This is a genomic window from Priestia megaterium, from assembly GCF_046599315.1.
GTDB lineage: Bacteria > Bacillota > Bacilli > Bacillales > Bacillaceae_H > Priestia > Priestia megaterium_F.
Window position 1 is genome coordinate 186,024 of the sequence record NZ_JBKIKC010000002.1, and the last position, 24,553, is coordinate 210,576.

General features: G+C 33.2%; 28 protein-coding genes and 1 pseudogene. 4 read left to right on the forward strand and 25 right to left on the reverse strand.

The genetic code is table 11. The annotated features are described in order from the left end of the window. Positions 1–109: 109 nt before the first annotated feature. Both ACLHDF_RS08305 and ACLHDF_RS08310 read right to left on the reverse strand, forming a co-directional pair. A complete protein-coding gene (locus ACLHDF_RS08305) occupies positions 110–571 on the reverse strand; it encodes a GNAT family N-acetyltransferase (protein WP_413918422.1) in 462 nt (153 codons plus the stop codon). Between the two features lie 181 nt (positions 572–752). After that, positions 753–1,514: an SDR family oxidoreductase gene (locus tag ACLHDF_RS08310; protein WP_413918904.1), complete on the reverse strand. Its 762-nt coding sequence runs from the start codon at positions 1,512–1,514 to the stop codon at positions 753–755. A 403-nt stretch (positions 1,515–1,917) separates the two neighbouring features. Between ACLHDF_RS08310 and ACLHDF_RS08315 the strand changes: the two genes are divergently transcribed. Together ACLHDF_RS08315 and ACLHDF_RS08320 are read left to right on the forward strand one after the other, a co-directional pair. Further along, on the forward strand, positions 1,918–2,757 hold the full coding sequence (locus ACLHDF_RS08315) for an alpha/beta fold hydrolase (protein WP_413918423.1): 840 nt from the start codon (positions 1,918–1,920) through the stop codon (positions 2,755–2,757). 33 nt (positions 2,758–2,790) lie between these two features. Further along, positions 2,791–2,904: pseudogene (locus ACLHDF_RS08320) on the forward strand (DDE-type integrase/transposase/recombinase); the annotation flags it as partial. 594 nt (positions 2,905–3,498) lie between these two features. Here ACLHDF_RS08320 and ACLHDF_RS08325 read toward each other — a convergent pair. The 6 genes from ACLHDF_RS08325 to ACLHDF_RS08350 all read right to left on the reverse strand — a co-directional run bounded on the left by ACLHDF_RS08325 (position 3,499) and on the right by ACLHDF_RS08350 (position 8,119). Further along, positions 3,499–4,188, reverse strand: coding sequence for an alpha/beta fold hydrolase (locus ACLHDF_RS08325; RefSeq protein ID WP_413918424.1), 690 nt, complete (start codon positions 4,186–4,188; stop codon positions 3,499–3,501). Positions 4,189–4,353: 165 nt separating this feature from the next. After that, positions 4,354–5,277 (reverse strand): LysR family transcriptional regulator, encoded by a 924-nt coding sequence (locus ACLHDF_RS08330; RefSeq protein ID WP_413918905.1) that lies wholly within the window; start codon positions 5,275–5,277, stop codon positions 4,354–4,356. A gap of 491 nt (positions 5,278–5,768) precedes the next feature. Beyond that, positions 5,769–6,092: a hypothetical protein gene (locus ACLHDF_RS08335; protein ID WP_413918425.1), complete on the reverse strand. Its 324-nt coding sequence runs from the start codon at positions 6,090–6,092 to the stop codon at positions 5,769–5,771. A gap of 24 nt (positions 6,093–6,116) precedes the next feature. Further along, positions 6,117–6,776, reverse strand: a complete 660-nt coding sequence (locus tag ACLHDF_RS08340; RefSeq protein WP_413918426.1) for a DUF3885 domain-containing protein — start codon at positions 6,774–6,776, stop codon at positions 6,117–6,119. Positions 6,777–6,849: 73 nt separating this feature from the next. Then, positions 6,850–7,098: a hypothetical protein gene (locus tag ACLHDF_RS08345; RefSeq protein ID WP_413918427.1), complete on the reverse strand. Its 249-nt coding sequence runs from the start codon at positions 7,096–7,098 to the stop codon at positions 6,850–6,852. Positions 7,099–7,615: 517 nt separating this feature from the next. Then, the gene (locus ACLHDF_RS08350; RefSeq protein WP_413918428.1) at positions 7,616–8,119 is read right to left on the reverse strand and encodes a DinB family protein; all 504 of its coding nucleotides are present in this window, start codon (positions 8,117–8,119) and stop codon (positions 7,616–7,618) included. Positions 8,120–8,217: 98 nt separating this feature from the next. On the opposite strand from ACLHDF_RS08350, the gene ACLHDF_RS08355 reads away from it, so the two are divergent. Continuing rightward, positions 8,218–8,655, forward strand: a complete 438-nt coding sequence (locus ACLHDF_RS08355) for a diguanylate cyclase (RefSeq protein ID WP_413918429.1) — start codon at positions 8,218–8,220, stop codon at positions 8,653–8,655. A gap of 300 nt (positions 8,656–8,955) precedes the next feature. Beyond that, the gene (locus ACLHDF_RS08360; protein ID WP_413918906.1) at positions 8,956–9,564 is read left to right on the forward strand and encodes a DUF998 domain-containing protein; all 609 of its coding nucleotides are present in this window, start codon (positions 8,956–8,958) and stop codon (positions 9,562–9,564) included. A 114-nt stretch (positions 9,565–9,678) separates the two neighbouring features. Here the strand turns inward: ACLHDF_RS08360 and ACLHDF_RS08365 are convergent, their stop codons facing one another. The 17 genes from ACLHDF_RS08365 to ACLHDF_RS08445 all read right to left on the reverse strand — a co-directional run bounded on the left by ACLHDF_RS08365 (position 9,679) and on the right by ACLHDF_RS08445 (position 24,420). Then, the gene (locus ACLHDF_RS08365; RefSeq protein WP_413918430.1) at positions 9,679–10,275 is read right to left on the reverse strand and encodes a YdcF family protein; all 597 of its coding nucleotides are present in this window, start codon (positions 10,273–10,275) and stop codon (positions 9,679–9,681) included. Positions 10,276–10,521: 246 nt separating this feature from the next. Continuing rightward, positions 10,522–11,232 carry a FadR/GntR family transcriptional regulator gene (locus ACLHDF_RS08370; protein WP_413918431.1) on the reverse strand — a complete coding sequence of 237 codons (711 nt, stop codon included), beginning with the start codon at positions 11,230–11,232 and terminating at the stop codon, positions 10,522–10,524. A 209-nt stretch (positions 11,233–11,441) separates the two neighbouring features. Further along, on the reverse strand, positions 11,442–12,200 hold the full coding sequence (locus ACLHDF_RS08375) for an SDR family NAD(P)-dependent oxidoreductase (RefSeq protein WP_413918432.1): 759 nt from the start codon (positions 12,198–12,200) through the stop codon (positions 11,442–11,444). 49 nt (positions 12,201–12,249) lie between these two features. Next, positions 12,250–13,197: a transketolase family protein gene (locus tag ACLHDF_RS08380; protein WP_413918433.1), complete on the reverse strand. Its 948-nt coding sequence runs from the start codon at positions 13,195–13,197 to the stop codon at positions 12,250–12,252. Beyond that, positions 13,197–14,030 (reverse strand): transketolase, encoded by an 834-nt coding sequence (locus ACLHDF_RS08385; protein WP_413918434.1) that lies wholly within the window; start codon positions 14,028–14,030, stop codon positions 13,197–13,199. The genes ACLHDF_RS08380 and ACLHDF_RS08385 overlap by 1 nt, the downstream gene beginning before the upstream one ends. 392 nt (positions 14,031–14,422) lie before the next feature. Then, entirely contained in the window at positions 14,423–15,769 is a 1,347-nt protein-coding gene (locus ACLHDF_RS08390; RefSeq protein WP_413918435.1) for an MFS transporter, read from the reverse strand. Between the two features lie 16 nt (positions 15,770–15,785). Next, positions 15,786–16,361: a TetR/AcrR family transcriptional regulator gene (locus ACLHDF_RS08395; RefSeq protein ID WP_413918436.1), complete on the reverse strand. Its 576-nt coding sequence runs from the start codon at positions 16,359–16,361 to the stop codon at positions 15,786–15,788. Positions 16,362–16,462: 101 nt separating this feature from the next. Continuing rightward, the gene (locus tag ACLHDF_RS08400) at positions 16,463–18,976 is read right to left on the reverse strand and encodes a PEP/pyruvate-binding domain-containing protein (RefSeq protein WP_413918437.1); all 2,514 of its coding nucleotides are present in this window, start codon (positions 18,974–18,976) and stop codon (positions 16,463–16,465) included. 794 nt (positions 18,977–19,770) lie between these two features. Next, positions 19,771–20,442 (reverse strand): HAD family hydrolase, encoded by a 672-nt coding sequence (locus tag ACLHDF_RS08405; protein WP_413918438.1) that lies wholly within the window; start codon positions 20,440–20,442, stop codon positions 19,771–19,773. 113 nt (positions 20,443–20,555) lie between these two features. After that, positions 20,556–20,795, reverse strand: coding sequence for a hypothetical protein (locus ACLHDF_RS08410; RefSeq protein WP_413918439.1), 240 nt, complete (start codon positions 20,793–20,795; stop codon positions 20,556–20,558). Positions 20,796–20,836: 41 nt separating this feature from the next. Then, positions 20,837–21,049, reverse strand: coding sequence for a DUF6366 family protein (locus tag ACLHDF_RS08415; RefSeq protein ID WP_413918440.1), 213 nt, complete (start codon positions 21,047–21,049; stop codon positions 20,837–20,839). A gap of 319 nt (positions 21,050–21,368) precedes the next feature. Continuing rightward, positions 21,369–21,965 (reverse strand): class I SAM-dependent methyltransferase, encoded by a 597-nt coding sequence (locus ACLHDF_RS08420; RefSeq protein ID WP_413918441.1) that lies wholly within the window; start codon positions 21,963–21,965, stop codon positions 21,369–21,371. 256 nt (positions 21,966–22,221) lie between these two features. Next, positions 22,222–22,590, reverse strand: coding sequence for a DUF5412 family protein (locus ACLHDF_RS08425; RefSeq protein ID WP_413918442.1), 369 nt, complete (start codon positions 22,588–22,590; stop codon positions 22,222–22,224). A 376-nt stretch (positions 22,591–22,966) separates the two neighbouring features. Next, positions 22,967–23,146: a hypothetical protein gene (locus ACLHDF_RS08430; protein ID WP_413918443.1), complete on the reverse strand. Its 180-nt coding sequence runs from the start codon at positions 23,144–23,146 to the stop codon at positions 22,967–22,969. Positions 23,147–23,203: 57 nt separating this feature from the next. Next, positions 23,204–23,398 (reverse strand): hypothetical protein, encoded by a 195-nt coding sequence (locus ACLHDF_RS08435; protein ID WP_413918444.1) that lies wholly within the window; start codon positions 23,396–23,398, stop codon positions 23,204–23,206. Positions 23,399–23,554: 156 nt separating this feature from the next. Then, positions 23,555–23,749, reverse strand: a complete 195-nt coding sequence (locus ACLHDF_RS08440) for a DUF6980 family protein (RefSeq protein WP_413918445.1) — start codon at positions 23,747–23,749, stop codon at positions 23,555–23,557. A 206-nt stretch (positions 23,750–23,955) separates the two neighbouring features. Next, positions 23,956–24,420, reverse strand: coding sequence for a hypothetical protein (locus tag ACLHDF_RS08445; RefSeq protein WP_413918446.1), 465 nt, complete (start codon positions 24,418–24,420; stop codon positions 23,956–23,958). Between the last annotated feature and the right edge of the window lie 133 nt (positions 24,421–24,553).

Sequence of the window (24,553 nt, forward strand, 5' to 3'; positions counted from 1 at the left end):
CAAGGTTTCTAACGTTACTTTCCAAATGAGCGTTCTTTGAATGTAAATTCTCGTTCCCTAGAAAGCTTTATTTTCTTACAGTGGTTTTTATTCATATTATTAAGTACCTTCACAGTTTAATTAAATTAGCTTTATAGATTCTTGAACTACTCCCCCATGGGTGATAACCATTACCTATATATGAAAAATCATACTTTTCATAGTATCCAACGTGGTCTGTGCATAAATAAAGATTATCAAACCCAGCATCTTTCGTATCTTCTTTCAGTTTCAAAAGAAGTTTTTCACCTAAGGAATTACCTCGATAATTCTCTTCAATATAAAGAGCACATACCCAGGGCCATAAATCCATACGGCTTATAAAATCATTGGTAATAAGCCCTGCACAGCCAATAATTTTCCCTTCATTTTCTAACAGATACCAGACTGGAAGACAACTATTTGTTTTTAAGCTATATGTAATACAGTCTTCGTAAAGTTTTAAACTATCTTTACTCGCCCACTTACTCTGAATATATTCGATAGCTTTATCTTTGTACTCTACATGTTCTTTAATATTAATGATTTGCATACCGAGTGCTCCTTTACAAAAAATAAAACCTTTGATTTACATAAAGGATCTTATAGACGCCCTTTCAATGCAGGTTTGTTTGTTGCTTCTTCAAATAAAATCTATCTTTAACACCATTATTTTAGCTGTATGTTTAATACAAAAATCCGTCAGAAAAGCGGAAAACTACTAGAATGTGAACTCACCAAAAGCCTCCATCTGAGTGGATAATTTGTCCGGTAATCCATTCAGCCTCTTCACTTGCTAAAAAGACAATCAATCTGGCGGCATCTCTCGGCTCACCAAGTCGACCCATTGGGAACTTCGGCAGTAAAGCTTCCTTCAACTCACTGTTAGTTGGTCCAGGATCTACAGCATTGACAGTAATTTTAAGAGGTGCTAATTCAATAGCGACTGATTTAGTAAATGTAGAAACCGCACCTTTGGTTGCAACATAAGCCAAATTTCCAGGTTCAGGTGACTTATCTTGACCTGACACCATATTAATAATTCGACCGCCGCGCTTGCCTTCAATTTGTCTAGCAAACTCAACTGTTAAAAGACATGTTCCTCTAACATTTACGTTATAATGAGCGTCGAGAGTATCAGCATCTATAGAACGAAAATCTACGTCCACAGAATGTGTTGCATTATTTACAAGAATTGATGGAGAACCCAGTTTGTGTTGAACTGCATCAAGTAGCTTTTTTGGTGCAGCGGTTTCGGATAAGTCCAATTCCATTGATTCACATCGTACTCCTAGACTGCGAATTTCCTCCATAAGATGCTTCGACCAATTGAAATCATCCTCACTGAAATAATTCATCGAACGATCATATTTTGACCAATGAGTGAAAAAAACATCTGCCCCTTCCCTAGCTAATTCCCGACATATCTCAGTACCGATACCCTGGACTCGACTAGCACCAGTAACAATCGCAATTTTATTCATTAATCGTTTCATAAAGCATCTCCTCAAGGAAAGATAAAACTCAAGCTCTTTTCTATTTACAGAGGATTTATCAACCTCGTACAACCTTGTGCAGAGCTCTCCATAGTAATTATTTATTCTTATTTCACCTTACATAAGTAGTTTTCCATACGTGGATTCAACTTTCCTGCCCTATTTTAGTCAATCCAGAACATATTATAGGTAACAAACTCTCGATTTTTAACAAGTTTATGTTCTTTCTCTTCCCTTAGTGATATTTTCATGGTCTTTATATTTGACTCTGTGACAAAAAGGTAAAGAGATAGGTAAAATAATGGATTCCCCAAATAAAATTTCAAAAGGAAATATCCTCATTTTAGAGAACTGAATAAAGGGCTGCTTTTCATTTTTCTAACACTTAAAAGGAGGTACGCTGATGAATGAACAGATACTAAAAATTGATAACGTGGAGATTTGTACAGAAAGTTTTGGGAACCCTAAAAACCCTGCTGTACTTTTAATAATGGGAGCGATGTCCTCGCTAGATTGGTGGGATGAAGACTTCTGTCTTCGCCTCTCTGAACGGGATAGATTTGTTATTCGTTACGACCATCGTGATCTAGGCCGATCTACCACTTATCCACCCGGTACTTCTAACTATACAATAACGGATATGGCTGATGATGCAATGGGCGTTTTAGATGCTTATTCTGTAGAAAAAGCTCATATTGTGGGCATGTCTTTGGGTGGAATGATAGGTCAAATCCTTGCTCTTAGATATCCAGAACGTATAGACTCCCTTACTTTAATTGCATCAAGTGTATTTGGAACGGCGGCGGAAAAATTGCCGCCAATGGATCAGCGCATACTTGATTATCACACGAAGAGCACTTCCATAGACTGGTCAAATCAAGAGGCAACCGTTCACTACCTTGCAGGTGGATGGAAAACTTTAAGTGGAACAAAATCTTATGAAGAGGAAAGAATGTATAAGTTAGCAAAAAGAGAAGCTGCCCGCGCCAAACAGCTGCCGAGTAGATTTAACCATGCTTTGCTTCAAGGAGGAGGCCAATATTATGACAGATCGAGTGAAATTACTATACCTGCGCTTATAATTCATGGAACAAAAGATCCGGCGCTGCCATACGCACATGGGCTTGCTCTTGCAAATGCTATTTCTCATGCTAAATTAATAGCTCTTGAGGGTACAGGACATGAGGTTCATAGTGAGGACTGGCCACAAATTATCGAATCAATTGTGGCTATTAGCTCCTAAAAACAAACTAGTCTGTGCCCCAAAATTCCAAGGAAAGCCGTTGATTCAGAAGAAAATTCAATTAATTTTTATCTAAGTAAAGCGAGAGAAATGCAGGCGGCAAAGCACTTTTTCAAGAAAGCTTTGCCGCCTTTTCGTATTTCAAAGTTCTTTCCTTCTACTCACAGTAGACAAAAACATACTTTATAGCAAAAGTTATTTTGTACAAAACTAATAATATAGTAAAGCTTATCAGAAGTGCCTATACCTTTTCAAAACTTCATATTTACGATACACTGATAATTCGCTAAATATCCACATAAAGGTACTAAGGCTAGCTCTCTTTCAGAAGATGAAACGTTAAAATATTGGTTTGAGGGTAAGAATACACTAGAGAAAAGCTTTCTTTACAATGCTATTTATTTAACAATATTAGTGCCTAATGCTGAAGGTTACAGCTTTAAAATAGACAATCAAAAATTTTCAGTGTCCAGAGAAGAAATGGAATAGTTTATTTCCAAAAACATTCAAACTTTATCAGATAGCAATGAGTTATTTGATAAAGAAAAAACACATCAATTTATAGATAATAACAATGAAAAGATAAATAAAACAGTTAAATCCGCAGCTATTCGAACACAATTTTTTAAGAGTGTTCCTATAGTAAAAGAATAACAGCAAATAAAGAGCCTGATTTAAGGCTCTTTATTTGCTGTTTATTTACTTAAATAATCTTTTAAATTAAATAAAAGCTCCAAAAAGTCACGAATCAAGGAAGCTTTTTACAGAAGTTAAGAAAGCTGATAACTTTCCTGTATGCACATCATGTCCAGCCCCCTCTATTGTTACTAATTTGCAACTTGGAATGCGTTTAGAAACTTCCTGCAATTTATCTTGAGGAATATGACTGGCTCCTCCTCCTATGATGAGAGTAGGTGCGATTATATCTGTAAGGCTTGCCCACCAATTAGGATTCGGATTGTTCAGTTGTTGAAGAATCGAAGGTACAACCTTCCAGTCAAACGGTAGAGAACCAGGAGGTTTGGAAGGAATTTCGTACTTCTCTCCTGTAAAAGGTGGAGGTGTATCTTCAACAATTAACCGCTCTACCCTTGATGGAAATGTCTCGGAAAAAAGATAGGACACCGTACCACCCATAGAATGACCAATTAACGTAAAGCGCTCCAATTTCATCGCATTTACAAACTGAAGCAAGTCATCACACATGAGTTCAAACGTATACGTGCCGGTTCTTTCGCTTCCACCGTGTCCTCGCTGATCTAAAGCTAAAAACCGATATTCCTTTCCTAATACAGCTGCTACTTCGTCCCACGATTCTGCACTCATTCCTAAAGCGTGAAGTGCAACAATAGTGGGTGCTGAGGCTTCCCCAGCCTCTCGATATTGAAAAGTTAAACCATTTAGCTCAATTTGATTCACTCGTACTTCCAAATCAGATCAACTCCTAATTTAGATTTAACCAATTAAGATCTCGTTTGTTAAGGTTCATCTATATATTAGTGAAATAATGAAGATTTCCTTCAACTCTTATCTTATTAAAAATAATATTAGATTATTTTACGTATTCTTTATAAATCTTTAGTCAGCATAATGTACCTAGAGTTTCTTACTTTTAATCCCCTTATAACTTAACCCGAAGGTATTACAAGCCAATTGAATAAAAGATTGCAGAGGAAGAGACATAAATTTATCTTTATGCCAAAACATTTGTGTGTAAAGAGGTGTATCAACTTTATTACAAACTAATTCTTTTAATATCCCTTTCTCAACCTCTGCTTTTACTACTACTTCGGGCAATATGGCAATACCTAAATCTAACATCACACATTGCTTAATAGCTTCTACGCTTACAAATTCAAATTTAGTTGATGTACAAATACCTGCCTCACGAAATAAGTTTTCTAATACTACACGATATGAACACCCTGATTCAGTATACAAAAGTGTCTCACGCTCAAGGTCTTCTAAATAAATTTCCGCTTTATCAGCTAAAGGATGATTAGGTGAAGCAACAATTGTTAATTTTTCTTCGACAAGACATTGCATATGTAAATTTGTATCTTGATGCTGAATAGGTTCCATTGTAAAAGCAATATCAAGAGTTCCATCTAGTAGCTGCGCTCGTGTTTGTTCTTGAGAGTAAATGGGTTTAAAAATCATTTTAACCTTTGGAAATTGGTCCTTAAACTCTTTCAATATTGGAGGTAATCTATACGTGCACTGGCTTTCAGAAGATCCAATGATAAGCGTACCCGAAGGTTCCTCCACTCCACTTACAGCGTTTTTTACTTCCTTAGTCAATTGAATCATTTTATCGGCATACCTTTTAAACTCTATACCAGCCTCGGTTAAGACTAATCTCTTCCCTAACCGTTCAAATAGTGGGGTTTCAAGTTCATTTTCAAGAGCTTTTATTTGAGCAGTAACGCTTGATTGTGCAAAATTCAAAATTTTAGCCGTATATGTAAAATTCAAGTTTTCTGCAGCTGTTTTGAATGTAATCAGTTGTTTTATTTCGATTTTCCTCACCTCTATATGATCGAATATTCCGATTGTTTCAATCGGAATGTTCATCTGTTACGATTATTAATTTCATTATAAAATATGGTAAATCGAACCACAACATACTAAATCTAAAGAAATAAGGGGAAATCATAATGACTATAAAAAAAGAAAATACAAAGGAATCAATCAGTCTAACACCAAAAGATACAAGTGAAAAAAACTTCAAATACTATTGGAATGAGATTATTCGAGCGCTTATCGTAACTAAATAATTAAGACTAATCAATTTTTTGTTGTAAATTCAATTCACACGTTCAAAATTATTCCTAAAAACAAGAAGAAAACCTTTAATTAAAGGTTCTCTTTTGCTGTTTTAATAAGCTACATTAAAATTGCAGTACCGGTTAGATATAAAATTTATTTATTTTTGTATCTAATAATTTCCCTTTACAAAACGTATCGCTTTATCTAATTTGGAAGTTCTTAAAACCACTTCTTTATCATCTTTATTGACGAGAATATAAAAACCACATAGGCATCTTCGTATTTTCAATTAATAAAACTTGTTCATGCTTAGGATCACCTTTAATCGCATAAATAAAGTCCCCATTTTGTATTTTGCCAAAGGCTCTAAAATATTTCTTAGAGTTATATTTTGTTTGATCAGCCATCTCCCTACATTCATAATTCCCATATGTATCACTTAAAAACTTTGTGTCAAACATATTCTCCTCTTTCGTTACATAAAAACTCTCGGAGAAAAAATATATACTTAATGCCCCTACAATTGTTATACAACTAACTAAACCCCATCGAATTTTTTTATTCATTTTTAACCTCTAAAAAATAATTTTTCATTTAAACAAAAGATCAACTCCTTCTCGATCATAATCTAAAATCCAATGATTATATTCTTCATAAAGAAAAAATATAGCTTCTTTATTAGAGGCTAAAATATCACATCCACGATCATCATATAAATGAAAAATGATTTTCTTAGAAAGATTAACAAAATAAATATCATAGCCACTTTTTGAGTTGTTTTTAAGAATAGTAGATGGATGAGCAAAGTCTTCATAACTAATGGCTTTTAAAAGTTGTGTATATTTTAATTCTTTTTTCTTACAAGAAAGTGCAAAGCGATGAGTGACAGATTGGTCATCTTCTTCTTGGAATACACTCGTTAAAAGCTGATGGTTTAATTGGTATAGCCGCTTTTTATCTTTTACGTATTTTGAATATACGTTTAAAGGTCTCTTTCGGAGAAAAATATCTTTTTTGATAGAATGTACGTCCGTAATAAAAAGAATTTCATCTTCCTCTCCAAATGTCTTGTCAAATAGTTTAATGGATCGATGAAAAGCCTGCTTCAAGTATTGCTTGTCGTAGTATGGTATTAATGGATCTGATATTTCAAAGCGAATGCTATACTTCCAAGAATAAAACAAGGCAGGCCTTAAAATTAGTCCTCTAAAATATTTCTCTAAAAATGAAGATAGATTAGTAGTATTCAAATAATTTCCTCTGTAGCTTTTCGTTTTAGTTTAACGTATTTCCTGAAAGACAAGTAGTCAAATTAAATAATCCTCATCTTTTTTGAGCTACCTTTTTTATTAACTGATTTTTATTATTTTTGTCTTTAACAACAATGTACTCTTTTGTTCCCTTTACTGAATAAATTTTTGAACCCACTGTAAAATAGTTTGATTGATTATTACCTTTGGGCATCTTACTTGCTTTAGTTTTCTTTTCTATCGTTCCTAGTTGTTGTCCTATCTCTTGCTTTTCACCTAACTTATCTTCTGTTCCATTATATTCCTTATTTTCAACTGCCACAATGATAGCAGAGCTTGCTGTATTTGTTTCTGTACTTTCCTAATTACAGGCAGTTAGAACAGTTAAATAAACTACTGATAGAAAAGTGAGTGTTTTCTCCATAATAGCCTCCAGAAATCCTTTTTCCTTACGTTTTAACTAACATCAACATTAAATAAGATATACCAAGTTCAGTTACTTGCCGTAATGTATTCGAAAATAAAAAACCTTAAAAGTTCTGTCACGCGAACTTTTCGGGGTCCTCAACGTAAAAATCTACATAACAGGGGATTAACTCACTGTGATCAGCTAGCCTATGGAATATATATGCTCCATTTGACGTACCTGGAGAATTCTTTATGGCCCTAGAGTTAACAGAGGGATCACTAAAAAATGTGAAAGGTGCTGTGCATTACTCAAAAGCTTTTTCAGAGTAAGTACTAACTGATTAGATAAATACTATATAAAAAGAGGTTGTCCTGAAAATAATGTTATAGTATTTTCTATGGACAGCCTCTCTTTTATTTATTTGATATTATTAAAGCGGTGGATTTTCCACGCCTAAATGAACCCAATCTTCTTTTGGCGGTCCATAAACTCCAGCAGGTTTTATTCCTGCTTGACGCATAAGAACTGTGATCTGCCCTCGATGATGAACAATATGCTTGATTAATCCCATTAAGATTGTGGCATTTGATTGCTGTCTTCCGAACGCTTCTTGTGTATGTCCTAGAGATTTATTTGTCCATTGTTGTTCAATAATTTTAGCAGCGTGAGAACTTACATTTTTAAAGGTTATGGCAATTTCCTGTGCTGAAGATGGAACGCTTGCTGTACTTTCGATCCTGTCTATATTTAACCCAAACTCAGTTAGGTAATCCGGAATATTTGTTGTAAAATGCCAAGCAATTCTTCCTAACGTACGCCCTTCAGGATACACTTGTTGTTCTAATGAATCATCTGTCAAGCTATCTAACACTTTTTGAGTTAGTATAGCTTCATTGTTCCATTCTTTGATAAAATCTGAAATGGTACTATACATGTAAAAGGCCTCCCATTATAAATCTAATCTAAATTAATACTTAAATAATATCATAGAAGAAAAATAAGTTGTCTTATTTAATAAAGAAAGGAGTTTCTATGTTATTTAAAGCTACTACTCAAAAAAATATGATTTTTCCTTTATTGCTGTTAAAGGTTTTATTATTCGTTCAAGTGTTTCAACATAATAAAGTAGTTGCCTTTTTACTTCTTTTTGCTACCCTTTGTTCGTTGCTTTCACTTTTTATAAGGTATGAATTTAAAATAGACAAAAATACTTTAACCTATAAAACATATATATTAAGGTTTAAAGTATATGAAAAAGCAGTTAAACCAATGGACATTCAAAGAATCGTGTTTAAGCGCGTAAGTTGGAAAACAGAATTAGCAATAGTCCGAGTGGAAAACGGCTGGAATATGCGAATATCGTTATTTAATCCACCAAACGTTTTTAAGGAGTTAGAAACATTTGCAGGCGAATTTAATATACGTGTTCAGAAAACATCAGATTATAAACTTCTAGAGAAAACCTCTTGAATTTCGCTCCCTTTAGAATGCATTAACTTTATGTATACATTATAAAAAGTTAGCCCGCCTAATCATCAGCAGTTATTCATTTCTAATTAAGCTGCTTTCGGACTTCTTTGCTACTACAAAGAATTAGCAAAGGGTCCTTTTCTTCTTTTAGAATCCTACTTTAAGCAAGCTATCATGAAATTTTGCCTCCTTTCCCCGCATCAACCTCTCGCCCTACTTAAAAATAGTCTCCAAGACCATTCCGTTTAACATTATTTGGATGTACAGTTTACATAGAATGCTTTTTAAGAGGTGATTATTCTGTATATATCGAAAAAGCTTGGTATTTTAAGCTGGTTTGCTACTTGCTTGTATTTTTTGATTGAACCATTCTTCATTTTGACTTCAGCCGCTCCCTACAGTTTTTTAAATCACGCAATGAGTGATCTTGGCGTCACTTCTTGTGGAAACTATACCTATTCAATTGCACCTCATGAAATTTGCTTTCCTCACCATTTCTGGATGAATGCATTGTTTATTATTAACGGATTAACACTTTCAATTGGTATTTTGTATATTTCACAAAACCTAAAGAATACAAAAATAAACCGACTAGCAACAGCTTTTATTCTTATATTAGCTTTAGGAAATATTGCTTCTGGCTTTATACCGGCTGATATAAATTTATTTTGGCATTCAATACTTGCTCAAATTGGCATGGTTACTGTTTTAGCTGGTCTTTGGATATATGCATCATCTTTAAAAAGCGGCAAGTATTGGACTTATAGCTGCTTAGTCTCCTTACTAGTCATTCTTATACTCATTATGTTTATATTTTTTATTCCTATGCCTACCGGTCTACTGCAAAGGTTATTTTATTTAGTAATTTTTATATGGGGCACCGTGCTTTTCTTTATTTTGAGCAAATAATCCATTATCACTCTATTTCACAAGAGCTGTACAGCGTTATATTGAACTATTTGTCATCTTTAAAAGCAAAAAGTCCATAGGGGTATCTCCCTATGGACTTTTTGTACGATTTCGTTAGATAAATTCCCTTAATAATTCTTTAGATTTCTTTCCGCTGAAACCAAAATAATTACCAATAAGTTTTACGTATTCTGTGTAGGTAACTTTTCTGCTTAAAGCCGTTTCCCACCATCTTTTTGGATTATAATAACGGCTTCCACTAGAACAATAGGTTAATTGGATTGGGGTATCCTTAAATTCTTTATTAAAATTTTTTTCTACCCTTTTCATATGATAGTTTGAAGAAACAACGATAGCGGATTGAAAATGATAGTTCATCATTAGCCTTTTTGTGAATTTAGCATTTTCTGTAGTACTTGTAGCGTGATTTTCTAATATAATTGAACCCTCAGGTATCCCTGAGTCTTTGGCTTGCTGATAGAAGTTATTCTCTTGACCATTCGAAAGAATTAAATGAGAAGCATAGCCTTTTTTATATAATTTAATTCCTTTCTCCAGTCGATCATTATCACCACTTAACACAATAATCACATCAGACTTTACAGGATTTTCGTTTACCACAAGCTCTTTCCCCGCAACCAAAAAAAAGATAACCCCTAATCCCAGCATGAATATACTAATTTTTATCCTTTTACCTTTAATTTTTTGCATATAGACCCTCATTTAAAAAGTTCACTTCATATCGTATCACAAAGCTCAATATTCATAAAAATAAAAAGGTAATCTTCAAAATTTTTTTGCACTCTGCAAGTAATAAATACACAGCTTTTATATAAAAATTAGCAGTTACTAATTCTTGCTCGTTTTATGCTGTCTTTTTAACAGCAAAAAGGCAGCTACAATTTAGCTGTCCTTTAACTTTATACTTGATATTCGTTTGACAAAAATTAGCTGGAATTAAGCTTTCCAATAACGATCATATAGATTTTGCATGTGAAAATTCATGATTCTCACGGCTTCTTCTTCATCATGTTGTTCAATTGCATTAATGAGTAATTTATGCTCATTAAAATTAACTTCTCTATAGTCAGGTCTCGTTACGGTTCGATCTCTTATAAACTTCCACATTTCCTGCTGTTTCATCGCATTGCTAATAGCTGCCATAATGCTAATAAATAAATCATTATGAGAAGCCTTTGCTATACCATTATGTAGCGCCTCATCTGTTTCAGGTACATACACGCCTGCGTTTGTTTCTTCCTCCATCTTATCAATTGTTGCACGCAGTTCCTTAATATCTTCTTCTGTAGCTCTCAAAGCTGCAAAGCGTACAATAAGAGGTTCTATGTTCATTCTTGCTTCAACAATGTCTTCAGGGGAGGTAGATTCCGTTAAAAGTGTTGATTGAGAATTTTCAGTCTCTGTTTGAAATTCTTTAACGTATACACCTTCTCCTTGACGAGAATAAATAAAACCGTTTAATTCTAGTGCGCTAAGGGCTTGTCTAACAGGCACTCGACTTACACCAAATTGTTCACATAGCTGCCTTTCAGCAGGAAGTTTATCTCCTACTTGAAACGCCCCAGATTGAATTTCAGAAAGAATTTGATTATAAATTTGAATATATAATTTGTTATTGGAAACTGGATTAAAACTAATGGAAATCACTTCTCTCTATAATTATTAACTCATTTTATTCATAATTAAGTAGACATAATTTATTATATACTGTTCTATTTTTAGGGGCAACAAGCCTAGCTTTTTCTAACAAAAAAATCCTTATTTATGTAGTCAGTTTCCTATTCTACTAATGATTTTATCAAAAAACAGCTATACAGGCACACCCTAATGGCATGCCTGTATAACGAACCTGAATATCAATCCATATGTAGGCCACCGCTTATATCAATTTCTTCTCCTGTAATATAAGAGGCTTCTTTGGAAGCTAAGAATGCAATTGTTGCTGCAATTTCTTTCACTTCACCTGGTCTACCCATAGGGATACTATCGATCACAGATTTTGCATCTTCCTCGGGAAGTGATTTCCAAATTTCTGTATTAACTAGTCCAGGAGCCACACAGTTAACTGTAATACCATCTAGAGCTACTTCACGTGCTAAGTTCTTTGAAAAGCCTAGTACTGCTGCCTTGGATGCAGAATAGTGCGGTCCACCAAATACTCCTCCACCTCTTTTAGCTGAAACAGAAGAAAGGCTGATAATTCGACCATACTTTTGGTTTTTCATCGTTTCTAATACTGCTTGCGTACATAGGAACAAACCAAACATATTGACGTTAAACACTTTTGTGATGTCTTCAAGCGTCATATCTTGAACTGTAACTTTTTGCGAAATCCCTGCATTATTAACTAAAATATCAATTCTGCCGAATACTTCAAGCGTTCTCTTCACCATTGCATCACAAGAATTTTTACTTGTTACATTTAACTCTACCCCTAAAGCTTTCCCGCCAGCTTCTCTTATTTCATTTACTGTATCTTGTACACCATCAAAATTAATATCAGCTATAACAACTGCGGCTCCTTGTTCCGCAAGCGTTAGGGCAATTGTACGTCCAATCCCTTTTTTAGAACCACTACCGGTAATAATCGCTACTTTCTCTTTTAAATCGAACATATTATACTTCCCCCATCTTATCAACTTTATCTATTTCGTTCAATTAATCTTAAATCAGCTCTTTAGCCGTTTTGATAATATTTTCTACAGTAATTCCATTTAACTCTAATAGTTTTTCATAAGGTGCCGATTGTCCAAATTGATCCTGTACACCAATTCTTCGAACTGTACCTTTTCCTTCTTCCGCAACTACTTCGCATACGGCACTACCAAGACCATTTAGAATATTATGATCTTCAACTGTAATAATTTTGCCGATATTTAAACAATCGACCACTGCTTCTCGATCTAATGGTTTAATGGTATGCATATCTAGTAGTTTCACGGATATTCCTTGTTTTTCTAATTCTTTAGTTGCTTCTAACGCGAGTCGTACTGTATCACCGTTGGCAATAATAGCTATATCGCTTCCATCCTTGATTTGCTTGGCCTTCCCAATTGTAAACTCTTCATTTTCATCATAAATAATTGGGACAGTATCGCGAGTAAAACGAAGATAGACAGGTCCATATACCTTAGCAGCTTGTTCGACTAACTTTCTAGTAGAATAATAGTCAGCTCCCATAATTACTGTCATATTTGGAACCGATCTCAATACACCCATATCTTCTATAGCTTGATGACTTCCCCCATCATTAGCTGGAGTAAGACCGCCATGTGAACAAGCAATCTTTACATTTAAGTTGGGGTAACAGACTTCTTGTCTAATTTGTTCAAGCATTCTTAAGGAGCCAAAAACTGCGTAAGTGCTTACAAATGGAATTTTACCGGTTGTCGCAAGACCAGCTGCTAACCCGGCTGCATTCTGTTCTGCAATCCCGACATTAATATGCTGATCGGGTAATTGTTTGATAAAGTTTACCGTTTTACACGACTTAGCAATATCCACATCAATGACATAAATATTTTTGTTTTCTTTACCTAACTTTACGATTTCATCCCCAAAAGCTTCTCTCGTAGCTTTTTTTACTGTAAGATCTTTTTCCAGTATGCTCATTATTTTAAACCTCCTGCCACTTCTTCCATTGCTTGATGATATTGTTCTTCATTAGGAGCAACTCCGTGCCAATCAGCCACATCCTCCATAAAAGAAACTCCTTTTCCTTTTACCGTGTCACAGATGATACATTTTGGTTTTCCATTCTTCGCGGTTCTTACTTCATCCAATGTGTCAACAATCTCTTCCATAGAATGTCCATTGATTCGCTTTGTTTCAAATCCAAATGCATCAAATTTTTTCTCTAAATCTTGTAAAGACATAATTTCATCACAAAATCCATCAATTTGAAGTCTATTATTATCCACGAATACCACTAAATTATCTAATTGATATTTAACTGCGGTTTGAGCAGCTTCCCAAATTTGCCCTTCTTGACACTCTCCATTTCCTACTAATGTAAAAACCCTATAGTCTTTAAAATCACGTTTTCCTGCTATTTCCATTCCAACTCCGCAAGAAAGGCCTTGGTCTAAGGAACCTGTAGAGATATCAAAGCCTTTACACTTTTTCATATCTGGATGTTCTTGAAATGGAGAACCGTATTCCCTTAATGTGTATATCGTTTCGTAAGGAACAAAACCACGTAAAGCTAAAGCTGAGTATTGAATAGGATAAACATGGCCTTTGGAGAGTACGAATCTATCGCGATCCTCCCAATTAGGATTGTTTGGGTCAACATTCATTTCCTTAAAATAAAGCGTTGCCATAATATCAGCTGCAGAAAGTGAGCCTCCTGGATGGCCAGATTGTGCTCCATAAATCATCGTAAGGGCTGTTTTTCTTAATTCAATAGCTTTTTCTTTTAATTCTTGAATACTAATGTCTTTCATTTTTAGTCACCTCATTAAATTATGACTTGCTGTTTTGCTAAAGGATATATTGGTTATGATATAAATTAGTACACTTAGGTAACTTGTATAATAAGTGACTTTGTGATTTGAGTGTACATCTGAATTGCGAATTCATCAACAACAAGACTGAATTATTAGAATTTTTATTTAAAATAAATTAATTCTTGGAAAGCAACAGATGAATGTATCAATCACTTTCTCTAAGATTTTCAAGCAAAGTGTATAAAACAAGTAATGCCCACTCTCTAATCAGCGGGGTTGGTTATTTAAAGTAAAAAAATAAGTAATGCTCCTATTTCAGAAGCATTACTTATTTTTTGTAGATTAATTAGTAAATCCTATATATAACCAACAGCCTTATCAAAAAACGACTATGCTTTTGCACTAGAATTATTGCTGCTTATTACATCTTGGCTACCAGATTTAATGTTTCTAGCTACTAGTAAACCTACTATCCCTGATATCCCTAAAATAATAAAGATATAGTTGTAGCTTGTAACGAGAGCAATAAGCGTTGACGAAATAATACTTCCGAAATAGCGAAATGTTGAGTAAATGCCAGATGCTGTGGCAGATTCCTCTTTACTTACTGAGTCAAGCGAAGCAACCTGCATGCTTGTTAAGCCTACTCCTGTAGAAAAACCGCCAACAATTAAAGCCACTGTAAGAAAAAGAATAGACCCAACGTTTTCTAAGGATAGAAAAAGAATATTAGAGACAATAATCATAGCAAAAGAAAACCCTATAACTTTTTTAGAACTAAACTTATTGTTTAATAATCCCCCTATCCAGCCGCTTAAAGACATTGAAATCGAAAAAATCGATAAAACAATACCTGTTTGTGCTGTAGAGAAGTGAAATTGAACCTTCATTAATAGAGGCATAATTAATAAAATCACATACATAACAAAATTGCTGAGCATAATAGATAAATTAGCGCTTGTAAAGGTGGAATTTTTAAATAAAGAAAAATCGATAATCGGATTTTCCGCCATATTTTCCCTTTTAATAAACAAGATTGAAGATAGAATAAATATTATTCCCATTATTAAAGCCTTAGTAAATTCCATACCGTGTGTTAATAAAATTAAAAAAGAAATGCTAATTGCTAAATAAATGGAACCTTGAATATCTAAAGGGCTTGCTTCTCTTTTAAAATTAGATTTAGGAATCATAACTATTCCACTAATTAAAGCTAAGAAAAGAAAAGGAACATTCACCCAGAATATAGCTTCCAAGTTAAAGTTTTCAATTAATACAGATCCTAGTAATGGTCCAATTGCAGCCCCTAAGCCCATTCCCATTCCAAATATACCTAAAACTTTAGGGAGCCGCTCTTTTGGTACAACATATCTAATGATTGCTATAGTGTTGGGAGTAAGTAAAGCTCCTCCTACTGCCTGCAGTGATCGAAAAATAATGAGGGAAATGAGATTAGTTGAAAATATACAGCCTAAAGATGCTATAAGAAAGAACACTATACCCCATAAATAGATATTTCTATTTCCATATAAATCTCCTAGCTTTCCAGCGATAGGCTGAGTAACAGCCATTACAATTAAATAAATAGTTACTACCCAAGAAATATTTGCAAGTGGTTCATTGAAATGAGCTGATATGGTTGATAGAGCAACAGCAATCATTGTCGAATTTATTGGTACAAGAAATGTCCCAATTAATAATGAAATAATTAAGATAAGCTCTTTATGTTTACCCAAACATTATTGCCTCCTTTTAATGGAGAGAAATTCCTTTTATAAACGTTTTTACACTGTTTTTTATCATATCTTGATAATCTGCATGTAAGGCTTTGTCTCCAAAATTTAGTTTATACATAAAATATCCCCAATACGTACTTAGAAAAATCTCTGCTTGTGTACAAGAATCTAATTCTTTGATGTAACCTTTCCTTTGCATTTCTTCAAAGTATTCTTTTAGTATTTCTTTCGTATCATTAATCTTTTTTATAATTTCTTCATGTGCTTGAGAGAAAATTAAAGGGTCTTTTAAAGCGATTGAGATCATGTCTCGGTTATTATCAAAGTCTTTTAGTAACAGGCAACCGAAATTTGTCAAATCCTTTTCGAGTTCCCATTCAATCGATTCCTCAAAAATTTCAAGTGAAAAGCTTGTTGTTTGGACAATAGCTTGAATAATGCCTTCTTTATTGCCAAAATGGCGAAAAACAGTCAATTCATTAACGCCAGCTTGTTCTGCAATTTCTCTAGTAGTAGTGCCTTTATAGCCTTTTTCTTTAAGCAGTTCTATTGTAGCTTTTGTTATCTTCTTTTTTGTTTGATCTTTTTTCATGTTAATCATCCTTTATGCTTCCTGAATGTAAGTCTTTACTTTCCATTAGGCAGTATATAAAGGAAAAATAGCGGTTGTCAAATGGAAACGAAGAGAATCATCTATTCATTTAAAAGAGTTACAATTCCATTTGTACCATCGACCGTAACCGTATCACCATCTTTTAGTTTATTCGTACTTATTTTTGTACCAATCACTGCAGGAATTTCGTATTCACGTGCAATTATTGCTGAATGAGAAAGAATACCTCCTGCATCAGTGATAACAGCCCCCGCAGTCTGAAATAAAGTAGTCCACAGTGGAGTAGTTGTTTTACACACTAAAACATCACCTTTTTCTAGCTTGTGAAATTCCTTTGTGTTTGAAATAACTTTTACTTTTCCGGTATATATTCCTGAGGAAGAGGCTAATCCTTTAATAGAATGTTCGCTGTTAGCGTTATTTTCCTCAATAGCACCCATATATTTCTCAGCTTCTTTCAATTGAGTTAGTTCAGGGGTTCCGAAATATCTAGGCAAATTAGACATTTGCTCATGTTCTACGTGTTCTTCTTTACGTTTTTCAATTAATTTGGTCATGTCTACAGGATTTTCTAAAAGAGCCTCTAGCTCATCAAGGTATAAGAAGAAAATATCTTCTTTCACTAGCAAAACATGATGAGTAACCAGTAGATGACCTAGTTTGAGCAGGAATAAACGAGCTTTTGCATCTAACATTGCATCGATATAAAAATGATGGTCATCTCTTATAACAGATGCGTCTAATGCCCACTGATAATATTTTTTGAACTCTTCTTTATGTGGGCTATCTTCTACCTGCATCAACAATTCCTTATAGTTCTTTTCACGTTTTTTTACCGTCTGCTCAAAGTGCTCATTGAAGTCATAACTGCCTTTAACATATCCTTGAATAATGGATAATGCATGAAGGGGATTCTCTAGCCAAGTTTCTCCTATAAAATCGTGACTTACAACGCTTCGATATCCATACTGTTTTAAAAAAGTATCTAATTGAGTCATAAAGCTTTCTCCCGCTTTATTTTCCTCTAATTTCTTTAATAAAGTTTCTATACATTCTTCTTGAAAGATTTCAGTAAGTTCAACATCCCTTTTCACTGTTAAAGCTAGTCTAGAAAGCTGTTGATCAGTTTCCAAAGACTTGTTCATTTTTCCGGTCAACAGCTCATAAACATCATGCCCAGATTTCCTATTTGTAAGATTTTTATAGTATTCTTCAACTATAGTATTTAAAGACATTTGAGGCATAACAATATCAAAATGCAGATCATATGCGATTTTATAGAAATCAGCCAAATTTTGAAGGATTTCTTTCCCTCTCTGAAGGTTTAGATTTTCCTTGGTAAGGCTATCTAACTTGTTATAGTAAGGTAAGAATTGTTCATTAATAATTTGATTCATTCGTTTTGTTAAGACTGGATAAATAATTTCCATTAATTCTTTATGTTCCTGGATTCTCTTATTAGAATCTCCTTTAAAAGGCTCCGTTCTTGTGTAGATATGCCCTTTATAAACTTTTAAATTAAGTCTATCAAATATAAACTTTAACTTTTTAAAACTAGAAGCTGTTCCTTCAGAAAATGCTGGAATAATAAATGAAGCATACAAAGGACTAACAGCATGGGAAAAACTTGTATCATTTAATATCCAAAATTCCTCCATGTTGTCAAAACTTAATGATATATCTTTTTGAAAAGGCGTTAATTTATTATCTTCTGCTAATGTTGTAATGGCTCTTGCCTGTAATAGATATACTTGATTGTTTTGAATACCAAACTCTATGTCTACAGGATGTTGATAAAGAGCTTCTACCTCTTTTGTTATTTCGGCCAACTCAATAATTTTCTCGTTTGTTAAACAAAATCTTTGCTGCTCATCTTCCGTTGTTTCAATTTCTTCAACGCCTTCAACAAGTGGAATTATTTTTACTTCCTTTAGCCCTTTTTCTTTCTCTATCTTAAAGGTTTGTTTATTAACTAGGTAAACATCAGGTGTAACTAAGCCCGATACAATTGCTTCTCCCAGTCCATAGCTGGCATTAATCATCATTTCTTTCGTATTATGAGTAACAGGGTTTTGACTGAATATTACTCCTGACACCTCGGACTGAATTAACCCTTGAACAACCACTGCCATTGAAACCTCATCAAAATCAGCATACATATTTTGGGTATATTGTTCGACTCTTTCAGTAAAAAATGAGGCCCAGCACGCTTTCACTTTACTTAAAAAATCCTCGGTACTTTTTACATTAAGGTATGTTTCATACTGTCCAGCAAAAGATGCACCTTCTAAATCTTCAGCACCAGAGGATGAACGAACAGCTACTGACGTATAAGAGCTTTTTAGGTTTTGAAATGCCTCTATGAGATCTCTTTCAATTTCAACAGGAATTTCTCCGTGCAAAATTCTCTCGTGTATATTATCCGTTTGAAAATCAACCCCATTCCATTCGATGTATCGCTTTAAAGCCTCTGTTTGAACAACAAACCCATCTGGAATCGGTAAATTTTTTCTTTTCATTTTTATAAGATTTAAAGCTTTTGCGCCCACTTTTTCATTCGTCTCGTCCACCTTCTGAAAACTTAAACTATACATTAAAAATATTCATCCTCCTACAAAACAATTTTAGAATGTAAGTAATCACTTACTTTCTATCTATTTTAATCTTTTTAAATTTTTATAGTCAATAAAAATGGTAAAATAACAAAAAAATGTATATTTAGTCGTGCTTTATTTCAAGTTTATTTAAACAATTTATCCCTTGTTTATTCCATTTTTTTAAAGATAACAGTCTTTTTCATCATGAAGTTTAAATAGTGAAATAATTTACTTATTAAAAAAGGAAAACCCCCACCTAAATTAAGATGGGGGTTTTCCTTTTTTTTAGTTTTATCAACCATTATCGCTGATTGCTTACAAGCTTCCATTGCTTGAGTGTCAACTTAATTTTATATCCTCTAATGTATAACTGAGCGCTATCAGGCTTAAGAATCCTATGTGAAGTCATAATCAACAATCTCCCTTCTTATAGAATTGTTTTTGGTATCAATCTATTTTGGAAATCTTAACCTAAGCATACTCAAGTATTGTAAACCTTTTATTAATGATAAGAAAAGATTATGTAAACATTAGAAGATGAGAGAAAAACGGTCAATTATTTTAATTATCTACTTTCAACAACAAAATCCTCTATACTTTGAAAGCATAGAGGATTCTAACGTTACACCTCATCTATTTTTTAGTTATCTTTTTTTAGGGCAACGATTTTTCGGCATTTTTTGGATGAGCTATACGGATGTTCAACATTAAATTATTCTCCTTTTTAGGAATTCAACAAATAGTGAAAATCAATAAATATTTTCTGCCTTAGGATGATATTTAAGGATCTATTAGAATGACAAACTATTGTTTATTTTAGATACAATGTTTTTTAGTTCCATTAAATCATCTATCACCACGTCAGCCTGCGCAAGCTCAGCGGCTTGAGCAAAATCAAAATTGCACCCCACTGCCATTAAACTATTATCTTTTGCAGCATTTATATCAGATAGTCGGTCTCCTACTACGGCTGCATGTTTAATATCGTATTTCTTTATAATCGTGTGGACTAAATCTCCTTTATCGAGGGTTTGAATTTGTTGGATACTAAATGTCTCTGTCACCCACTTATTCAAATCGTAATTGTCTACAATCGCTTCTAAATATTCCTTTAAACCGTTACTTGCAATATAAATGGAACAATTATTTTCTTTTAAATAACTAAAAACTTCTTTTACATTAGGATATAAAGCACCCTTCCCTTTTCTTATATTCTCAACTAAGCTTTTCAAGAAATGGCCATCTGTATACTTTCTTATTTCATTCGAATGAGTAGGTAATAGAGCTTCCCATACTTTTGGTAAAGGTACACCCATAATTTCACGATACTTATCAATAGGAGTGCCAGTATCCCATTGATTGAGTGTACGTAAATGGTTAAAGGTGTCGTCAAGTGATAATTCTAAAATCTTATCTGTTTGAAACAGCGTTCCATCCATATCAAAAATCAGTGATTGCAACATTAATTATCTCCCTCTTTCGGCAGTACTGAATACGTATCTATATACAATACCATAAAAAGGAAAAACGAAAGTTGTTAAAAACAGTAATCACTGTTCTCAGCCCAAAAGATCACCTACTTATTTATAGGTGCTCTTTTTAACTTTACATATTTTTTTGAAATAATAAATGAAAAGGTCGCTGCTATAATAGAATTTAAAAATGGATAATTAAAAGAGAAAATACTGACCGTTGAGCTACTCAAATGCTGTGAAGGCTCAGGTACATATGCAGGCGTAAGAAATAGCCCAGAAGCAATTTGAAAAACAAACAGTAATACTATAAAACTACCAATAAACACTACATAATTTTTCATAATAGTGCCTCCAGTACTTTTAGTTTATAACCCTTATATCATTAAAAAAATAGTGACGGAATGATAAAGCCTATAATTATTACAGCAATAAGTACACCTAGCCCCTTCCATCCTAAGCTGCCTGCTAAACCAGGTAGGTTTCCAGCTTCGTTTTTGTTAAATGCATCATTAATATTCCCCGCTGGATTTTTGTTTAACTCTTCTTGTTTCAGCCTCTTTCTTCTTCTTTCAGGTGCTTCTTTATTTTTGCTCATTGTCACACCACCATTTTTAAAACATTATAACATGTTATTATTAAAATGGTAATTAAAGGATTTACACTTAAAGGTCATCGTAATTCTATTCTTGTATAGAATATAAACTTTTATTTAACATGCTGGATGTTAAATAAACATTAAAAAGAACCTTCAATGGAAGATCCTTTTTAATGTTTATTGAATTAATACATACATTAGCTCTAACGGAACCTTTATTATCAATAACATAATTCCCAAAATGCTCTTGTTCTCTAAATTGTTAAATCTTTCACCCAATCATAAACTCTATAAAATTACAGACACCTATATTGAAGAGTTACTTTATACCGCTAGAAATAAACATAGAAGCATCTTGATTCATAAAGATTTTATGGCCATGATGGAAGGTCTTTATTTTTATTGATTTAAACCCAACTTCAGCTAATAGTTCTTTCAGTTCATTATGTAAAAAACCATTGTGAACTTTCGGATGACTAATGCTAAGATTTTTATCAAAATCAACAATAATTAGCTTCCCCTTATCATTTAAAATATTAAATAATTCTTGTAAGATTTTTTTAGTATTTGGGATATGAAGGAGGACTAATGACATTAAAACTATATCTGCCTTGAGTTCAGGAGTTTCTTCAGTGAAATCTGAACAAAGGACTTTTAAGCTCGTGATTCCTTTGTGAAAAACTTTAGCTTTCGCAACTTCCAACATTTGTTGAGATGAATCAACCAACAAAATAGAATCAACTAAATCCGACAATTCTAAGCTAACTAAGCCAGTACCGCTCCCATAGTCTATTAAAGATTTTGATTCACTTTCTGATAATTCTGCTCTTACTTCCTTCACTATAATTTTAGCTAATTCAATTCGTTCTTCCGAATCATACCTTTTTGCCATTTTTTCAAAAACCCTATTTTCCATATTTTTCTCACTTTCTTAGTTCTATTTATGAAACATTAAAGCTATATAGGACTCATTATAGCCAAAATTAAACTTCTATTATTTTTTACCACATCTTAAAATGAAATTCTTATTAAATTATATTCTAACATATGGTAAAGGTAGAAAAATGAACAAAAGACTTAGAGTAGAAGGGCTTCATAATAGATTAGGGGCAATAAAAAAACATAAAAGCTCTTGAAAAAGACTTTTATGTTTTTTAGTTATTTACAATTTTCTATTCACTCTCATATCTAAAATCAAACGTGTCTTTTTTGACATTTAATACATGGCCACTAATGTTGACCGTATCATGGTTGATCCACTTTACCGCGGCTTTTTCCTGGGGGTAATTCCAATAAATGTTTTTATTTTTATGAAAGGTTTTGTTATTGTATGTAACTTCTCCTCTTATAGCAAAGCCCGTCGTCGCTCCTCCGTTTGATTGATATATTTTCACCGTGTAGTTTCCATTGGAGGAAGTACTCTGCGAAATATAGTCACCGGAAGGTAAATGCTGCGGGTTAAAAAATAGTTGCCATATAGTAAAACGGATAATTAAACAAGATGCTACTGCAGCAAAAATGATTATATGTATTTTCTTCAACTTTTATCTCTCATTTTCTTTCTTTGAAAAATGAAACTGGCTATAAATAAAAAGCCTAATAATACCGTTAAATAGAAGGTTACAGAATCACCTGAACGATTAAATTCATCCACAATGATGCCTTCTTGGAACAATAAGGCTGCTGCAATTATTAGAAAGAAAAAAGAATTTACGATTACATAACTACTTGCTTTAACTTTATTTCTCAAGAAAATTACATACACAAAATTGCATACTGAAAAAACTGCTATCAGATAATAAATAGGCCTTAATAGTGTAGATGGTTCCCCGAGCATCCGTATACTCCTCTCTATTATTATTTCAAATTTATCAATCAATATATTTTCATTTTATAAAAAATGGATTATAACTCATATTAACCATTTATTTTTTGAACCAAAATCCCTTCAACTTTACCCTTATCATCTAAAGAAAGCTCAAGGTTTGTACTTTTGGTGCTTGAACAGTATTTTTCTTTAGGTGTAGAAGATGGATCGCAGCTTGCTAATACTAGTAAAACGAGTGGAAAAATAAAAAAATAATTCTTAACGCGCACTGTCAGACTCCTTTATATAGTTTGTTTTTACTTTGACTCTCAGCATTTTCTAATCTATTAACTATCTTTCTTTTGCATATACAAGTCAATCGAATAGAAAACACTTACTGCAAAGTAATACATGGCAAGTATAGCTAACGTCTCATAGACGGATTCCGCAGCGCTATTTCTCATAATAGAAAAAACAGTACGTACTACAAAGAAAACGATAGGATAGACTATAAATAGAGAATTAAATTTACGATTGACCATAATAATAAATTCCTTTACTTGGATATTTATGATTATTATAACATATGATGTTCCTTTTTATTTCTCTACTATATATTCAATAAGTTTTTAGTTTAAGTTTACATAATATTATTTATCAACAGTACTAAAGCAAAAGATACCTCTTCATTTCTTAATTTATAGTTTCGTACCACACCACGGACAAAATGAAATCCCAATAATGGATGAACCGCCATCATGGATAATTAAACCGTATTCGTTGTCTGTTTGATTAAATAAAATAAAGTTATCTGGACACTCAAATGGATCACTATGAATGCCACACGTAAAGTTCGCATGATAATCCATATAATCGCAGCAATGCTTTTTCATTCGTTTTCTCCTTACTGTATAGTTATTATTACTTTTCTCGGTAAGCCCAACAGTGTTCATCGCAAATACGATAATTTTCTTTACCGGTTAGGGCTGCTACCTTAACTAATTTATGACCTAGCCGGTCCTATACGGCACTGTATGCAAAGATACCTATTTCAGATCTCCACTACCAAGATGAAAAGAATCGTACCAGTTTTCCGTAGTTACTGTTGTTTAAGTATTTCTTCCACCTTTTCTTTAATATCAGTTTCTAAATGATTTTTTGACAAATCATACAAAGCGCCTGACCCTTTAAAATAACCACCAAAGTAATACCACAATTGAATGTAATAAATGTATGCATCTTCTTCATCTGTAAAACCTTCAAAGTTTATCGCAACCTGAGAACGGTATTCTTTTTCTAGACACTGCTCGGAACTTAGATTTGATATTTGGTCGCCATCAATATCTCTACACACCCATATTTTTAAGTTCCGCTTACCATCACGCTCAAATTTACTTTTATATTTGTATTGCAGACTTTCGCTATATACTTCTCCTAATCTTTCCAACTTCACTATATCTCTTTTTAAATTCTCATTTATTTCACTCTCTGGGACTGAAATGTATTTGTCATTTGTTTCGAGGTCGTTTTTATCCATAAATAGCTTTTTTAATTTACCAAACAAACTTTTCCCACCTATCTAAAAAAAGTAATATAAGCATGTTAAAATTCCAGTGAAGAACTCTCATTTCCTCCTTTGTACTCCGATTAGTCGGAATAGCTAATATAATCTCAATGAATACATTACAAAATTATTT

Coding starts and splice junctions, on each gene's coding strand:
- ACLHDF_RS08305 (WP_413918422.1), bottom strand. CDS start 571: ATGCAAATCATTAATATTAAAGAACATGTAGAGTACAAAGATAAAGCT.
- ACLHDF_RS08310 (WP_413918904.1), bottom strand. CDS start 1,514: ATGAAACGATTAATGAATAAAATTGCGATTGTTACTGGTGCTAGTCGA.
- ACLHDF_RS08315 (WP_413918423.1), top strand. CDS start 1,918: ATGAATGAACAGATACTAAAAATTGATAACGTGGAGATTTGTACAGAA.
- ACLHDF_RS08335 (WP_413918425.1), bottom strand. CDS start 6,092: ATGAATAAAAAAATTCGATGGGGTTTAGTTAGTTGTATAACAATTGTA.
- ACLHDF_RS08350 (WP_413918428.1), bottom strand. CDS start 8,119: ATGTATAGTACCATTTCAGATTTTATCAAAGAATGGAACAATGAAGCT.
- ACLHDF_RS08355 (WP_413918429.1), top strand. CDS start 8,218: ATGTTATTTAAAGCTACTACTCAAAAAAATATGATTTTTCCTTTATTG.
- ACLHDF_RS08365 (WP_413918430.1), bottom strand. CDS start 10,275: ATGCAAAAAATTAAAGGTAAAAGGATAAAAATTAGTATATTCATGCTG.
- ACLHDF_RS08375 (WP_413918432.1), bottom strand. CDS start 12,200: ATGTTCGATTTAAAAGAGAAAGTAGCGATTATTACCGGTAGTGGTTCT.
- ACLHDF_RS08380 (WP_413918433.1), bottom strand. CDS start 13,197: ATGAGCATACTGGAAAAAGATCTTACAGTAAAAAAAGCTACGAGAGAA.
- ACLHDF_RS08385 (WP_413918434.1), bottom strand. CDS start 14,030: ATGAAAGACATTAGTATTCAAGAATTAAAAGAAAAAGCTATTGAATTA.
- ACLHDF_RS08395 (WP_413918436.1), bottom strand. CDS start 16,361: ATGAAAAAAGATCAAACAAAAAAGAAGATAACAAAAGCTACAATAGAA.
- ACLHDF_RS08400 (WP_413918437.1), bottom strand. CDS start 18,976: ATGTATAGTTTAAGTTTTCAGAAGGTGGACGAGACGAATGAAAAAGTG.
- ACLHDF_RS08405 (WP_413918438.1), bottom strand. CDS start 20,442: ATGTTGCAATCACTGATTTTTGATATGGATGGAACGCTGTTTCAAACA.
- ACLHDF_RS08410 (WP_413918439.1), bottom strand. CDS start 20,795: ATGAAAAATTATGTAGTGTTTATTGGTAGTTTTATAGTATTACTGTTT.
- ACLHDF_RS08415 (WP_413918440.1), bottom strand. CDS start 21,049: ATGAGCAAAAATAAAGAAGCACCTGAAAGAAGAAGAAAGAGGCTGAAA.
- ACLHDF_RS08420 (WP_413918441.1), bottom strand. CDS start 21,965: ATGGAAAATAGGGTTTTTGAAAAAATGGCAAAAAGGTATGATTCGGAA.
- ACLHDF_RS08435 (WP_413918444.1), bottom strand. CDS start 23,398: ATGGTCAATCGTAAATTTAATTCTCTATTTATAGTCTATCCTATCGTT.
- ACLHDF_RS08440 (WP_413918445.1), bottom strand. CDS start 23,749: ATGAAAAAGCATTGCTGCGATTATATGGATTATCATGCGAACTTTACG.